13 protein-coding genes are annotated in these 14,477 nt (G+C 63.1%); 4 read left to right on the forward strand and 9 right to left on the reverse strand.

The features are described 5' to 3' along the window. Positions 1 to 8: 8 nt before the first annotated feature. Positions 9 to 908, forward strand: a complete 900-nt coding sequence (locus NHH88_00525) for an AraC family transcriptional regulator (protein ID USX14317.1) — start codon at positions 9 to 11, stop codon at positions 906 to 908. On the opposite strand, the gene NHH88_00530 is transcribed toward NHH88_00525, so the two are convergent. Next, the gene (locus tag NHH88_00530; protein ID USX14318.1) at positions 905 to 2,704 is read right to left on the reverse strand and encodes a DUF885 family protein; all 1,800 of its coding nucleotides are present in this window, start codon (positions 2,702 to 2,704) and stop codon (positions 905 to 907) included. The two genes, NHH88_00525 and NHH88_00530, sit on opposite strands and share 4 nt — an antisense overlap. A gap of 220 nt (positions 2,705 to 2,924) precedes the next feature. Here NHH88_00530 and NHH88_00535 point away from each other — a divergent pair, with 220 nt between their 5' ends. Next, positions 2,925 to 4,361 (forward strand): aldehyde dehydrogenase family protein, encoded by a 1,437-nt coding sequence (locus NHH88_00535; protein ID USX14319.1) that lies wholly within the window; start codon positions 2,925 to 2,927, stop codon positions 4,359 to 4,361. Here NHH88_00535 and NHH88_00540 read toward each other — a convergent pair. Together NHH88_00540 and NHH88_00545 are read right to left on the reverse strand one after the other, a co-directional pair. Continuing rightward, positions 4,327 to 4,977 (reverse strand): HAD hydrolase-like protein, encoded by a 651-nt coding sequence (locus NHH88_00540; GenBank protein ID USX14320.1) that lies wholly within the window; start codon positions 4,975 to 4,977, stop codon positions 4,327 to 4,329. The genes NHH88_00535 and NHH88_00540 overlap by 35 nt on opposite strands. Positions 4,978 to 5,090: 113 nt before the next feature. Continuing rightward, a complete protein-coding gene (locus tag NHH88_00545) occupies positions 5,091 to 6,953 on the reverse strand; it encodes a phosphoenolpyruvate carboxykinase (GTP) (GenBank protein USX14321.1) in 1,863 nt (620 codons plus the stop codon). Between the two features lie 314 nt (positions 6,954 to 7,267). Between NHH88_00545 and NHH88_00550 the strand changes: the two genes are divergently transcribed. Continuing rightward, positions 7,268 to 8,278, forward strand: a complete 1,011-nt coding sequence (locus NHH88_00550) for a D-2-hydroxyacid dehydrogenase family protein (GenBank protein USX14322.1) — start codon at positions 7,268 to 7,270, stop codon at positions 8,276 to 8,278. Here the strand turns inward: NHH88_00550 and NHH88_00555 are convergent. Next, entirely contained in the window at positions 8,275 to 9,069 is a 795-nt protein-coding gene (locus NHH88_00555; GenBank protein USX14323.1) for an SDR family oxidoreductase, read from the reverse strand. The two genes, NHH88_00550 and NHH88_00555, sit on opposite strands and share 4 nt — an antisense overlap. Before the next feature lie 139 nt (positions 9,070 to 9,208). After that, entirely contained in the window at positions 9,209 to 9,976 is a 768-nt protein-coding gene (locus tag NHH88_00560; GenBank protein USX14324.1) for an L-asparaginase, read from the reverse strand. 142 nt (positions 9,977 to 10,118) lie between these two features. Here NHH88_00560 and NHH88_00565 point away from each other — a divergent pair, with 142 nt between their 5' ends. After that, complete coding sequence (locus tag NHH88_00565; protein USX14325.1) at positions 10,119 to 10,604, forward strand: asparaginase; 486 nt, start codon at positions 10,119 to 10,121, stop codon at positions 10,602 to 10,604. Between the two features lie 148 nt (positions 10,605 to 10,752). Here the strand turns inward: NHH88_00565 and NHH88_00570 are convergent, their stop codons facing one another. The 4 genes from NHH88_00570 to NHH88_00585 all read right to left on the reverse strand — a co-directional run bounded on the left by NHH88_00570 (position 10,753) and on the right by NHH88_00585 (position 14,433). Further along, on the reverse strand, positions 10,753 to 11,649 hold the full coding sequence (locus tag NHH88_00570; GenBank protein ID USX14326.1) for a recombination-associated protein RdgC: 897 nt from the start codon (positions 11,647 to 11,649) through the stop codon (positions 10,753 to 10,755). Between the two features lie 85 nt (positions 11,650 to 11,734). Then, on the reverse strand, positions 11,735 to 12,892 hold the full coding sequence (dinB, locus tag NHH88_00575; protein ID USX14327.1) for a DNA polymerase IV: 1,158 nt from the start codon (positions 12,890 to 12,892) through the stop codon (positions 11,735 to 11,737). A 272-nt stretch (positions 12,893 to 13,164) separates the two neighbouring features. Then, positions 13,165 to 14,025, reverse strand: a complete 861-nt coding sequence (locus NHH88_00580) for a helix-turn-helix domain-containing protein (GenBank protein USX14328.1) — start codon at positions 14,023 to 14,025, stop codon at positions 13,165 to 13,167. Between the two features lie 36 nt (positions 14,026 to 14,061). Then, a complete protein-coding gene (locus NHH88_00585) occupies positions 14,062 to 14,433 on the reverse strand; it encodes a nuclear transport factor 2 family protein (GenBank protein USX14329.1) in 372 nt (123 codons plus the stop codon). Positions 14,434 to 14,477 lie beyond the last annotated feature (44 nt).

Genomic DNA, 14,477 nt, shown 5'->3' on the forward strand with positions numbered 1-14,477 from the left:
ACTAAACCATGAAACGGGAGCTCCCTCTCTCACCGCTCGATCAGATGATCGACGTCGTCGGCCGATTGGCGCGCGACGACGAGCGGTACGAGACGGTGATCCCGTTTCTGTCGTTGCTGCGGTCCTCGCGGCCGACGGCCGTCACGCGCGGGGTGCTCAAGCCCTCGTGCTGCGTGATTCTTCAAGGCGGCAAGCGCGTGCACCTCGGTGCCGACGTTCTCGATTACGGTCCCGGTGAATACCTTGTTGTCTCTGTCGACCTACCGGCCTCCGGACAGGTGCTCAACGCCACGCCTGGACAACCCTATCTGCTGCTGAACATCGAATTCGATCCGCAGGAAATCGCCGCCATCGTGTCCGAGGCGCGCATCACGATGGCCGACGACGTGCAACCGGTGCGCGGCGCGTTCGTCGGCACATCCGACGCCGGTCTGCTGGAAGCGTTGAACAAGCTGGTTCACCTGCTTGATGCGCCGGCGGCGGAAGCGGCATTTCTGGCGGTGGGATTGAAGCGGGAAATCATCTACCGCCTGCTGACAGGCGAGTACGGACGGCAGCTGTATCAGAACGTTGTGCTTGACCAGCAGGATCGCGGCATCAGCAAGGCGATCGCGTGGCTCAAGGATCGTTTCGACCAGCCGGTCAAGGTGGAGGATCTGGCGCAGGCCACCAATATGAGCGTCTCCAGCCTGCACCATCGCTTCAAGGCGGTGACGACGATGGGGCCGATGCAATATCAGAAGCAGCTGCGCCTCCAGGCGGCGCGCACCTTGCTGCTGAATGGCGATATCGACGCCGGCACGGCCGCCTACAAGGTTGGCTACGAGAGCCAGTCCCAGTTCAGCCGCGAGTACCGGCGCCTGTTCGGCGCCCCGCCGATGCAGGATGTGAAAAAGCTACGGGCTTAGCTGGCCGTCACCGTCCGCTTCTCGTCCGCCACCCAATCCTTGATGTGCTTTTCCAGCACGTCCATCGGCAGCGCCCCCGCACCCAGCACCTGGTCGTGGAACTTGCGGATGTCGAAACCTGCACCCAGCTCCTTGCGCGCGTAGTCGCGCAGTTCGAGGATCTTCAACTGACCGATCTTGTAGCCCAGCGCCTGGCCCGGCCAGACGATGTATCGGTCCGTCTCGCTTTGCACGTCGACTTCCTCGATGCCGGAATGGTCGTGGAAGAAGTCCACCACCTGCTGGCGACTCCACTGCTTGTAGTGCAGGCCCGTGTCCACCACCAGGCGGATCGCGCGCAGCATTTCATCCTGCAGGTGGCCGTAGTAGCTGTAGGGGTCCTTGAAGAAGCCCAGCTCCTCGCCCAAACGCTCCGAGTACAGCGCCCAACCCTCGACATAGGCGGTGTAGCCTCCCTGCTGGCGGAACATCGGCATGCCCTCGATCTCCTGCGCGATCGACAGCTGCATGTGGTGGCCCGGCACGCCCTCGTGCAGCGCTGTCGTTTCGATGCTGATGGTGGAGCGGTCCTTGAATTCGCCGGTGTTGACCATCACGCGGCCGGGACGCTTGCCATCGGGCGAACCTGGCATGTAGGCGGCGGCGGAAGCGCCCTTCTCGCGGAATTCCTCGACCTTGATGATCTCCACCTTCGCCTTCGGCAGCACGCCGAACTGCTGTGGCAACTGCGCGTACATCTGGTCGGTGTATTTCTGATAGAGGTCGATGATCTCCTGGCGCGATTTCGGGTGCGTGGCAGGGTTGGCGGCCAGCGCCTTGTTGAAGGTCTTCAGATCTTTGAAGCCCAGCTTTTGCGCCGTCTCCAGCATCTGCCCTTCGATGCGCGCCACCTCGGAAAGGCCGAGTTGATGGATCTCCTCCGGCGACATGTCGGTCGTGGTCGAATTTTTTGCCTTGAAGGCGTAGCGCGCCGCGCCGTCCGGCAGCGACCACATGCCCACTTCCTTGCGGCCGTGCGGCAGGTATTTGGTCTTGGTGTAGACAGCCAGCTTTTTATACGCGGGATTGACGTGGGTGCGCACAGCGGCCAGCACCTCCTTGCTCAGGCGCGCCTTGTCGGCGGACGAGAAGTCCTTCGGGAACTTCTTCAGCGGCTCGGCGTACGGCGACTTGGCCGGCGCCATCGCCGCCACATCCTCGCACTGCTTGACGATCTTCGGGATCAGGAATTGCGGCGGCATCAGCTTGTCGTTGACGCCCTTCTCCATCTGTACCCGCGTTTCGTCGAACAGCTTGGGTAGCGATTGCAGGCGCTTGATGTAGTCCTCGTAGTCCTTGACGGTATCGAACGGCAGCGCCGAGACGATCATCGGCGTGTCGATGTGGATGCCGGAGTTCTGCGCCAGCGGCATCTCCCAGTCCTTGAAGCGCGCGCCGTCGACGTTCTGGCGTAGCTGGCGCACCATCAGTTCGCGGTTCAGTTGTTCCTGCAGCGGGAAGCCGCTGGTATCGACCGCCTCGAAGCGTTTGAGGAAGTCGGCACTGACCTTGATGTCCGCCTCGATGTTCGCCTGCGAGAAGTCCGACCACTTGTCGTTGTAGCGCTTATCGCCCAGCAGCGACGCCCATTCGGGGCTGTTGCGCATCGCGTACTCCCACTGCTCCTTGATCAGGCTATTGAGCGCGGCGCGGCGGGCTTCCAGGTCAGGCGCGGCGGACTGCGCGTGGGCCGGGCCAAGCAGCAGGGAAAACAGCAGCGCGCTGGCGACGCCGAGGCGAGTGGTGGTCAGCTTCATGTCAGGACTATCCATAAAAAGGGTCGAGCATGAACTGTAAAGGAAGCGACCGAGCGGCGGCGGGGTTTTGTGACGAATAGCCAAAAGGCGGGAGCAAAGCGCATTTTCACGCGACAGGCAGAATCAGGCAAAGATCGTGCAGGAACCCCACTAACGCGCAGGCGCCCCGCTTCCTAGAATGGACGCACCTATTCCACCAAGTCGAAACAGGAGCCTAGCCATGCGTAACATCGAACATATCTACATCAACGGACAATTCGTCACCCCGCACGGGACGGAGATGGCCGATCTCGTCGACCCCACCACCGGGCAGCTGACCGGCCAGGTACGCCTGGGCGATGTCGAGGACACCCGCCTCGCCATCGCCGCCGCCAAGGCGGCCTTCCCGGCCTTTTCCCGCACCACCAAGGCGGAACGCGGCGCGTACCTGCAAAAGCTGCACGATGCCGTGGCCGCGCGCGCGGACGACGCGGCGCGGGCGCTGGTCGAGGAATACGGCGGTCCGCTCAAGACCAGCGTTGGACGGTCGCGCTACACGGCCAAGATGTTTTTGGACGTGAAAAAGGTGATGGAGGATCACGACTTCGTCAAAACCGTCGGCGTCTCGAAGGTGATGCTGGAACCGGTGGGCGTGGTCGGCATCATCACGCCGTGGAATTCGAGCGCCTGGTTCATCGCCAACAAGGTCGCCACCGCCATCGCGGCCGGCTGCACGGTGGTGGTAAAGCCGAGCGAATTGAGCGCGGTGCAGAACCAGATCCTCACCGAATGCCTCCACGCGGCCGGACTGCCGCCGGGTGTGATCAACATCGTCAATGGACGCGGCGACGTGGTCGGTGCCGAGATCAGCGCCCATCCCGGCATCGACAAGATCTCCTTCACCGGCTCCACCCTGGTCGGCAAGACCATCGCCCGGGCGGCTGTCGATACGATGAAACGCGTGACGCTGGAATTGGGCGGCAAGAGCGCCAACGTGCTGCTCGACGACGCCGACTTCGACAAGGCGATACCGATGGCGATCCAGGCCTGCTTCCTGAACAATGGCCAGGCGTGCCTCGCCGGCACGCGCCTGCTGGTGCCAGCCCACCGGCTGGAACAGGTCAAGCGGCTGGCCAAAGCGGCAGCGGAGGCGTTCACCGTCGGCGATCCACGCGACGAGGGTGTGGCGCTGGGACCTATCGTCACCAGCAAGCAGTATGAGCGCGTGCAGCACTATATCCGCACCGGCATCGAGGAAGGCGCGGAGCTGCTCACGGGCGGGCCCGGCAAGCCGGAAGGGCTGGAGGCGGGCTACTTCGTCAGGCCGACGGTCTTCGCCAACGTCACGCCGTCGATGACCATCGCCAGGGAAGAGATTTTCGGACCGGTGCTGTCGATCCTCACCTATGAAACCGAGGACCAGGCGGTGGCCATCGCCAACGATACGCCTTATGGCTTGCAGGCCTATGTCAGCTCGACCGACCTGGCGCGCGCGAATCAAGTGGCCGAACGGTTGATCGCGGGACGGGTGCATATCAACGGCGTGCACGATGACTTGATCGCGCCGTTCGGCGGCTTCAAGCAGTCGGGCATCGGCCGCGAGTTCGGTCCCTACGGATTGGACGCATATCTGGAGCCGAAGGTTATCCTTGGCGAAGCAGCGCAGTATCCGGACTGAGATCGAGCAGGTCGTCGACGTCGCGGAAAATCCGCTGCGGACGTTGGGCCGCCAGCGCGTCGACGTGGTTGAAGCCCCATGCCACAGCGCCGAAGTCGATGCCGGCATCGGCGGCCGCTTTGGCGTCGCGGATCTCGTCGCCTATCAACATCGCATCCTGCGGTGCGATACCAGTGGCGGCGAGCACCTTGCGTATCTTGGACGGCTTGCCGAACAGCGCCGCGCCGCATTCCACATGGCTGAACAGGGCAAGCAGTTCCGGCCCGAGGATGGCGCGCACGTTGGCCGGCGAGTTGGAGGTGACGATGGTGAGCACCGTACCTTGCGCGTGCAAGGCGCGCAGCACGTGGTCGATGCCTGCGAACAGTTTTATGTTGGAGATGTCGTCCGCCATGCGTGCGCGCATGAAGCGCGCGATGGCCGGCACTTTCCAGAGAGGGATGTCGTGATGCGCCATGATCTGGCGGGCGTCGAGGCCGCGCAGGACGCCTTGGTGCTCGCGGTCTAGGCGTTTGAAGCCGTACTTGTCTGCGGCCTGGTCGAACACGCGCACGAAGCTGGGAAAGGTATCTGCCAGCGTGCCGTCGAAATCGAAGATGATGAGCTTGCTGGACATACGAAACACGTAGGGCGGATTAGCGTAGCGTAATCGGCCATGCATGAGCCGTCAACAGCTCATACGTGGCCGATTACGGCGTTCCGCCTAATCCGCCCTACGTGTTACATCGATTACGCTAAGCGCTGTTCCAGCTCGGCTTTCACTGCCGTCAGTTCCTTCGGCAGGTGGTAAGCCAGCTTGGTGAACAGTTCTTCGTGCAGTTTCAACTCTTCACGCCATGCGTCCTTGTCGATCGAGGTGATCGTTTCGAACTCCTCCGGCGAGAACGGGATGCCGTCCCACTTCAAGTCGCCAAAGCGCGGGGTGGTGCCGAAGATGTTTTCGATACCGCCGGCCGAGCCTTCGATGCGTTCCAGCATCCACTTCAGCACGCGCATGTTGTCGCCGAAACCAGGCCAGACGAAGTGGCCCTGGTCGTCGGTGCGGAACCAGTTGACGCAGTAGATCTTCGGCAGGGTGGCGGCGTTGACCTTGCCCAGCTTTTCGCCCAGGTTCAGCCAGTGCTGGAAATAGTCGCTCATGTTGTAGCCCATGAACGGCAGCATCGCGAACGGGTCGCGGCGCACGATGCCCATCTGGCCGGCGGCGGCGGCGGTCGTTTCCGAACCCATCGTCGCGGCCATGTAGACGCCTTCGACCCAGTTGCGCGCTTCGGTGACGAGCGGCACGGTGGTCGAGCGGCGGCCGCCGAAGATGAAGGCCGAGATCGGCACCCCGGCCGGATCGTCCCAGGCGGCGTCGATCACCGGGTTCTGCGTGGCGGCGACGGTGAAGCGGGCGTTCGGGTGCGCAGCCTTGGTGCCGGAGTCCGGCGTCCAGTCCTTGCCCTGCCAGTCGATCAGGTGCGACGGCGCTTCCTTGGTCAAGCCTTCCCACCAGACGTCGCCGTCGTCGGTCAGCGCGACGTTGGTGAAGATGGTGTTTTCACGCATCGAAGCCATGCAGTTGAAGTTGGTCTTTTCGTTGGTGCCAGGGGCAACGCCGAAGTAACCCGCTTCCGGATTGATCGCGTACAGGCGGCCGTCGGCGCCCGGCTTGATCCAGGCGATGTCGTCGCCGATGGTGGTCACTTTCCAGCCGTCGAAGCTCGCCGGCGGGATCAGCATGGCGAAGTTGGTCTTGCCGCAAGCCGATGGGAAGGCCGCCGCGACGTAGTGCTTCTTGCCTTCAGGCGATTCGACGCCGAGGATCAGCATGTGTTCGGCCAGCCAGCCCATGCCGTCCTTGGCCGCGTCCTGGTGGCCCATGTTGGCGGCGATGCGCAGCGCGAAGCACTTCTTGCCCAGCAGCGCGTTGCCGCCGTAGCCCGAACCGTAGGACCAGATTTCGCGGGTCTCCGGGTAGTGGACAATGTATTTGGTCGGGTTGCATGGCCATGCCACGTCTTTTTGACCGGCGGTGAGCGGCGCGCCGACGGTGTGCACGCACGGCACGAATTCGCCGTCGGTGCCCAGCACGTCATAGACGGCCTTGCCCATGCGCGTCATGATGCGCATGTTGACGGCGACGTAAGGCGAGTCGGACAATTCGACGCCGATGTGCGCGATCGGCGAGCCCAGCGGGCCCATCGAGAACGGCACGACGTACATCGTGCGGCCAACCATGCAACCGTCGAACAGCGGGTTCAGGGTCGCGCGCATTTCGGCGGGCGCCATCCAGTTGTTGGTCGGGCCGGCCTGCTCTTTGGTGTTGGAGCAGATGTAGGTGCGGTCTTCGACACGGGCGACGTCGGTCGGGTCCGAGCAGGCGAGGTAGGAATTCGGACGCTTTTCCTCGTTCAGCTTTTTCATGGTGCCGGCGGCGACCATTTCGGCGCACAGGCGGTCGTACTCTTCCTGCGAGCCGTCGCACCAGTAGATGCGGTCCGGTTTGGTCAACGCGGCGATCTCCGCCACCCAATTGATCAGTTTTTGTTGTTTGATGTAAGCTGGGACGTTCAATGTGGCAACGCCACCCATGACGGGCTGATTCATAGTACCTCCAATACAATTAAGAATTCTTTGGTCTCTACGCGGCAGGATCGTCGTCAGCTTGTGGCTTGCGCTCGGAACCCCATTCGAAATGGGTCGGCGGATCACGGCGGTCTTGTCGAAAGCGCCAAGTGTGTGCATTGGCGCGCAACTCTTTTTGGTAGGGAGTTGTTCATTTTTTGAGCGATTGTACACCCGTCAATAGGCGATTCGATCAAAAATGTAGGAGAATTGGTTGACTAAAGTAGTAAGCTATTCAGGTTCTTTCTGACACTGTTATTTCGCTACGGATTCCATCACAAGATCGGCTAACTTCCATGAAAATCGCTATTCTCGACGATTACCAGAACGCAACCGCCACGCTCGATTGCTATGATTTATTGCGCGAGCACGAGGTTAAAGTGTTCAACAACACAACAAAAGGGCTGGGTCAGCTGGCAATTCGGCTGGCGCCGTTCGATGCGCTGGTGCTGATACGCGAACGTACTACATTGAATCGGGCGCTCTTGAACAGGCTGCCTAACCTGAAGCTGATTTCCCAGACCGGCAAGCTGGCCGGCCACGTCGATGTGACCGCCGCGACCGAGCTGGGCATCGCAATCGCCGAGGGCGTCGGCTCGCCGACCGCGCCGGCAGAGCTGACATGGGCGCTGATTATGGCCGCCGCGCGCAAGATCGTGCCCTACGCGACCAATCTGAAGGATGGGCTGTGGCAGACCGCCTCGGTCAACCCGCAGTTGAACGGCCTCGGCGTGGTGCTCAAGGGCCGCACGCTTGGGATTTGGGGCTACGGCAAGATCGGCCAGATGATCGCCGGTTACGGCCGGGCATTCGGCATGAAAGTGGTGGTGTGGGGCAGCCAGGCCAGCCGCGACAAGGCGGTGGCCGATGGCCATGCGGCGGCGGCGTCGCGCGAGGCGTTCTTCGGCGAGGCGGATGTGCTGAGTCTGCATCTGCGGCTGCATCCGGATACGCGCGGCATCGTCACGGCGGACGATCTGGCGCGCATGAAACCGACGGCGCTTTTCGTCAACACCAGCCGCGCCGAGCTGGTGGCGCCCGACGCGCTGGAGCACGCACTGAACAAGGGCCGGCCGGGTTACGCGGCGATCGATGTGTTCGAGACCGAGCCGCTGGTGGCGGACTCGCCACTGTTGCGCATCCCCACCGTGCTGGCGACGCCGCACCTGGGGTATGTGGAGCAGGACAGCTATGAGCTGTACTTCCGCCACGCGTTCCAGAACATCGTCGATTTTGTCGCAGGCAGCTGCGACAAAATCAACAATCCCGACTACAAGGCCAACGCCAGGTTTCAGCCGGTGGCTTAGATAATGGTATCGACCACGCCGCCATCGACCCGCAACGCGGCGCCGGTGGTGGCTGACGCTTGTTCGGAACTGACGTAGATGATCATGTTGGCCACCTCGTCCACCGACGCCGCGCGCCGGATGATGGACGAGCTGCGATGGGCGACGACGAAATCGGCCGCCACCTTCTCCAGGCTTTCGCCCGACTGCTCGACCTGTTCCTTGAGCATCTCGGCGACGCCTTCCGACAAGGTCGGGCCGGGCAGCACCGAGTTGACCGTAACGCCGGTGCCGGCCAGGCGTTTGGCCAGGCCGCGCGAGACGGCCAACTGCGCGGCCTTGGTCACGCCGTAATGGATCATGTCGGCAGGAATGTTAACCCCTGATTCGGACGAAATAAACACGATGCGTCCCCAGCCACGCTCCGCCATCCCCAACGCGTAATACCGCGACAAACGCACGCCGGACATTACGTTGGTCTGGAAGATGCGGTCCCAGTCGCTATCGGGCGTGTCGAAATAATCACGCGGCTCGTAGATGCCCAGGTTGTTGATGACGATATCGAAGTGTGGATGCTCGGCAAGCAGGCGCGCGCCATCGGCCTCGGTTGCCAAGTCGCCGGCGAAGCCGATCGCCTTGCCGCCGCCCTCTATGTTGCCCAAGCGCTGCAATGCTTTTGCGACGCTGGCCTCGCTGCGGCCATTGATGACGACTTCCCCGCCGGCGGCAAGGAAGCCCCTGGCGGCGGCAAAGCCGATACCGTTGGTGGAACCGGTCACCAACACTTTTCGATTGCTGAAATGGATGTTCATAGTCGCTTACCTTCGCTGTTAAGGTCCACCGCGCCGAATTGCTACAGCCATTCTAATCACGTTCTCAGCGATTGATACCCATTGAAAGTCCAGTTTACTTTTTTCCAGATACTCGAAAGAGGAGGGCGATGTTTGCGTGCTAGTCGGTCTGTTCCGGCACTTCGGGCAAACCGGTCAGGTTGATGCGCGGCGTCGGCATCACGTGCACCTTGTTCCACAGTCCGGCCCAGCCGGGCGGCCAGCCGATCTCCGGCCCCGCGTACGGCGGCAACGTCGCGCGCACCGGGATCACCGGCACCGCCGGCATGTCCGTCAGCGGCCCGCCATCGGCACGCTGCATGTCCAGACTGTACATATACCCTGGCAACAACGCCTCGCACACGCTGTCGAACCATGCGGTGTGGTCCTCGTCGCGCCCGAGCGCCTGCGCCAGTCCCTGCGGATCGAACTTGGCCAGCGCATGGATCAGTTCCTCCGTGGTGGCGCCGGGCGAGTCGCCCCAGCCCATCACCGGATTGACGTTGTAGTCGGCCCCTGAGCCATACCAGCCCTCGCGCCACGAACGCTGCATCCAGTCGCGCTGGCCGGTGAACAGATGCCAGCGCCAGTGCAAGCCGGACGGCTTGGGCCAGGAATACAAATAGAGTCTTTGATAACCCGCCTTGTGCAACGCGCGCACCACCGCCATCAGCCGCGCGTGGGGCATGCGGTCGGGCGGCGCGCGGCGGAACAGGATCGCCTCGCCATCGGCGAACTGCACCTCGTCGGTGGACAGATTCAGGTCGAGCGTGCGCGACTCGCTGCCGAAGCGGGCGGAGATCCAGCCGGTCAGCAGATTGACCGACGTGATGACGCCGTAGCCGCGATGGCGATGAAAAATAACAGTTCCGGGAGCGACGGCTTTCATGGTGTGGAGACGGACAAAAGAAACCAGTGTAGACATAGTATGCCCAACTTTCCAGCCCGCCGCGCCCTCTTTTTTTGCGCTGCGGTGTGTCCGGGGGTTTGGGTTATGATGCAGGTCATTTTCCTCAGCTTGAGCTTTTATTATGACTTTGCGCATCCTCGCCACCGGCGGCACCTTCGACAAACATTACAACGAATTGAACGGCACCCTGGGCTTCGCCGAGAGCCACGTGCCGGCGCTGCTGGAACGCTGCCGTCTGACCGTCGATGTGGCGCTTGAAACATTGCCGCTGATGGATTCGCTCGACATGGTCGACGCCGACCGCGAGCGCATCCTGGCCTCGTGCCGCGCCGCGCCGGAGAAGGCGATCGTGATCATCCACGGCACCGACACGATGCCGCAAACGGCCATGGTGCTGGGACCAGCCGAACTCGGCCAGACGATCGTGCTGACCGGCGCCATGATCCCCTACGAGATCGCCAATTCGGACGCGCTGTTCAACCTGGGCTTCGCCTGTGGCGTGGCGCAAACCTTGCCGCCCGGCGTGTACGTGGCGATGAACGGCAAGATCTTCGCTTGGGATAACGTGCAGAAGAACAAAGCGGCCGGCGTGTTCCAGCCGCTGTAAACCCGCACGGCAAACCAGGGTCGGACCCCGTACGGGGTCCGACCCTTAAGTGGCGGCGCACGCGCTTAGGCGAAAGCGCATCGGGTTTATCCAGACGAAAAAAAGCCGCGACATCCTGCGATGTCGCGGCTTTTTTTTACCAAAAAACTTAGGCTTTCGCTTCGCCGCCCAATGCTTCGACGACATCGGCCATCAGCTTGGCCAGCTCGCCCGTCATCAGCATGAAGTCGCCGTCGAAACGCTCTTCATCGTTCTTGGTGCTCGATTCCTTTTCGCTGATCACGTCCAGCGGCTTGATGCCCTTGATCGCCAGCGATTCGGTCAGCACGAAGGAAATCTTGCTGTCCCACGTCATCGCCAGACGCGTGCACTGCTTGCCGGCGGCGATGTGGCGGCGCACCTCGTCCGCTTCCAGGGTGTGGCGCACATAGCGCACGGCGGCCTTGCTCTCGCCGGTGGCGCGCAGCTCGGTGTCCATGTCGACCGTGAAACCGGCCGGGGCGTCGTCCGCCTGCAGCCATTCGGTCATCACGCCGACCGGCGAGCGCTGCACGCGCAGGCTTTCCAGCGGCAGTTTATCGACGGCCTTGAGCAGCAGCTTGATCACTTCGTCGGCCTTGGCCGGGCTCGCCGCGTCGACCACCAGCCAACCGTTGACCGGATCGATCCAGGTCCAGACGTTGCTGCGGATCGAGAACGCGCGCGGCAGCAGTTCGTCGGCGACGCGCTCTTTCAGCTCTTTCATGGCTTTCTTGCCAGGAGCGAAACCTTGCGCTTCTTCCATCTCGGCGGCGCGGGCCTTGGCGACCTGGTTGATGACGGTCGACGGCAGCAGTTTTTTCTCCGTGCCCAGCAGAATCAGCATTTGCTTGTTCACCACGTGCACCAGGCCGCCGTTCGGGCGCGGCGTGTCCCAACCCTGGCGCAGCAACTCGTTGCTGCTGGCTGGTACGAAGGAGTGGGGAGCGAGGGCGGCTTCCAGTTGTTCGGGGGTGTAGGCCCATGGGGCCGGCAGACGGTAAATCTGAAGATTCTTAAACCACATGAGTGAGTGCCTTGTTCAGTAATGCCAGGGGAGCGCCATTTTACACGGTGGCGGCCGCCCCCGACCGATTGTGGTGGGATTGAAACTATGCGAACAGGTCGCCCTGCACGCCGCGCCGGGCGTGCGTTGCGCCTTCCGGCGGCGGCGGTTCGAGCGTGCTGGCCCGTACGCCCAGCAGCCGCAGGCGCCGTTCCAGCGGCACGCGCTTGAGGCATTCGCGTGCCGCGTGCAGGATGGCGGTCGGGTCCGCCACCGGCTGCGGCAGGGTGACGTTGCGGCTGACGATCTGGAAATCGTCGAAGCGCAGCTTGATGCTGATGGTGCGGCTGACGTAACCCTTGCGCTTGAGGTCGTCCGCCAGACGGTCGCACAGCGACGTCAGGATGCCGGACAAGGCGCCCCGGTCCTGGCGCGCGTGCAGGTCGCGCTCGAAGGTGGTTTCGCGGCTGATCGATTTGCTCTCGGAGCTGGTGGAGATTTCGCGGTGGTCGATGCCGCGCGCGGCCGTGGACAGCCAGCCGGCGTAGTGGGCGCCGAAGTGGTCCTGCAACAGGCCGGCGTCGGCGGCGGCCAGCTGGCCGATGGTCTCGATGCCCAGCGCCGCCAGTTTTTCGGTGGCCTTGGGGCCGATGCCGTTGATCTTGCGCACGCCCAGCGGCCAGATGCGCGCGGGGATGTCGTCGTAGCCGAGGATGGTCAGGCCGTTGGGCTTTTCCAGGTCGGAGCAGATTTTCGACAGCAATTTGTTGGGCGTGATGCCGATCGAGCAAGATAGGCCGGTGGCGTCGCGCACGGCCTGCTTGATGCGCTGCGCCAGTTCGAGCGTTTCGCCTTCCACGCGGGTCAGATCGATATAGATCTCGTCGATGCCCCGGTCCTCGAAATCCGGCGCGATCGACGCCACGGCGGCTTTAAATAGACGGGAAAAATGCCGGTAGGCGTCGAAGTTGACCGGCAACAGGATGGCGTCGGGCGCCAGCTTGGCGGCCTTCATCATGCCCATGGCCGAGCCCACGCCCAGCGCGCGCGCCTCGTAGGTGGCGGTAGTGATGACGCCGCGCCCGACATAGTCGCGCAGGCGGGCGTAGCGGTGCGTACCGTCCTCCTGCAACACCGGCTGGGCGTCGCGGCCGCCGCCGATCACCACCGGCTGGCCGCGCAGGTCCGGGTAGCGCAACAGCTCCACGGAGGCGTAGAACGCATCCATGTCGAGGTGGGCGATGCGCCGGGTGTCGTCAGTCATATGCTAAAGCCACTACGTTAAAACATTCATTCGAATCACGTGGTCCGACTTGCTTGCGTCATCGGCGGCTCATAAATGGCGGATTACGGCGTTCCGCCTGATCCGCCCTACGTGTCTCTGCGGTCGAGTTGAAGACGATAGTTATGGGAGACACGTAGGGCGGATTAGCGCAGCGTAATCCGACATGCATGCGAACCGTTGGCATATCGATCGCCAAGCCCCGCCCAATTCAACAAATTACTGTGAATCCATACAGTATCCTCTGAAATTGCTCAGGCTGCAAGTCCGGGCTGGCCGTAACGTGCCCGGAACCACTCCGCGCTGGCCGCGTCCGCCGGGAAAAACGATTCGACCCGCAATTCGTGCACCGTCACGTCGTGCGGCGTGCCCAAGGTGGCGATGGTGGTGAACAGATTGAGCTCAACGCCGTCCTTGCGTATCGTCACCGGCAAAAACGGCAGCGCGCGGCGGTCGAGGTTGGGCGCCGCTCCCCTGCCCGCCACGCCGCCGATGCCCGGCAGCGCCAGCAACTCGCTCAACAGCGTCGTGGCCTCGCTGCCGGGGCCGTCGCTCATGGCTTCGCGCTGTATCCAGTGCAGCAGGTCGGCCGCGACGTCCTGCCAGTTATGCAGGTACTGGCGCACGCCGCCGGGGTCGAGCATCAGCTTGAGCACGTTGACCGAGCCGTCGGTGGGCAGGGCGGCGTCCGCCGGCAGGCCCAGCAGCCAGCGCATCAGGCCGGCGGCCGGAGCGTTGGCCATGGCCAGGTTCCACAACCGGTCCACCACCAGCGCCGGATACGGCGCCTGTTGCGCCAGCATGAAATCGAGCGCCTGGCGCACCGCGTCGAGCTCCGGATCGGACAGCTTGCGCTCCTGGTAGGCGGGCGCGAAACCGGCCGACAGCAGCATGACGTTTCGTTGTCGCAAAGGGATCTCCAGCACCATGCCCAGCTTGAGGATCAACTCCTTGCTGGGCTGGGATCGGCCGCTTTCGAGAAAGCTGATGTGACGCTGCGAAATCTCGCCCTCGGTCGACAGGCGCAGCTGGCTGTAGCCGCGCTTGCCGCGCCAGTAACGCAGCGCCGCCGCGAAATCGCTGAAATACTGGTCCGGGGCGGCCGCTGTGTTCATGGCGTCTCCATCGTGTGGGCAAGTCGATAATGTAGCTCAGGCCGGTACCGCGTTGAGGAAGCCCGTCACGCTGGCCAGGCGCCCGTCCCCGGCCACTTGGGCCACATCGGTCCCGTGCGCCACCGGCGCGGCGCCCGGCAGGCCAAGGGTCCACGAAAAGCGTACCACGTCGTTGTGGCCGTCCGGCGTGCCGTCCAGTTCGAAGCGGTAGCCGGGGAACTGGCCCTGCGCGCCGGCGATCATGGCGTCGATGCCGTCGTGGCCGGCGCCGCGCATCATTGGATCGACATAGCTGGCGTCGACGCTGAAGGCGCGCGCCACGAGGGCGCGGCGGGCGGCGGCATCGCGTTCGTTCCAGACGGCCAGGTATTGGGTGGCGATGTCAGCGGGGGTAGCGGTATGGGTCATGATGATCTCCTTGAGTAGTTGTGTCGAATCGACAGAACCCATTC

The sequence above is a fragment of the Oxalobacteraceae bacterium OTU3CAMAD1 genome (genome assembly GCA_024123915.1).
In the GTDB taxonomy this organism is placed as follows: Bacteria; Pseudomonadota; Gammaproteobacteria; order Burkholderiales; family Burkholderiaceae_D; genus Rugamonas.